Consider the following 347-nt stretch of genomic DNA (forward strand, 5'->3'; position numbering starts at 1 on the left):
TGGGCGACCTATCACCCCGGACAGGTGCCGGAGCACGCATTCCTGAAGCGGTGCCGGGAGCTGCTGGAGCGAGGCGTCGAATTCAGCGTCGGCACGGTTGGCGTGCGCGAGGCGTTCGACGCGATCGCCTCGATGCGACAGGCGCTGCCGCCGCAGGTGTATATGTGGGTCAATGCGTACAAGGACAAGCCGGATTATTATACGCCGGAGGAAGTAGAGCTGCTGAGCGGGATCGATCCGCTGTTTGGCTACAACACGCATGATTACGAGAGCAAGGGCCGTCCTTGCCAGGCGGGCGTAGATGTATTCTACGTCCAGGGCGACGGCCGGGTGAAGCGCTGCTACAA

General features: G+C 62.2%; 1 pseudogene. It reads left to right on the forward strand.

Annotated elements, in window-relative coordinates:
- Positions 1 to 347, forward strand: a pseudogene (locus PA598K_RS35420) (STM4011 family radical SAM protein); the annotation flags it as partial.

It is taken from the genome of Paenibacillus sp. 598K (assembly GCF_003851045.1).
Taxonomy (GTDB): Bacteria; Bacillota; Bacilli; order Paenibacillales; family Paenibacillaceae; genus Paenibacillus_D.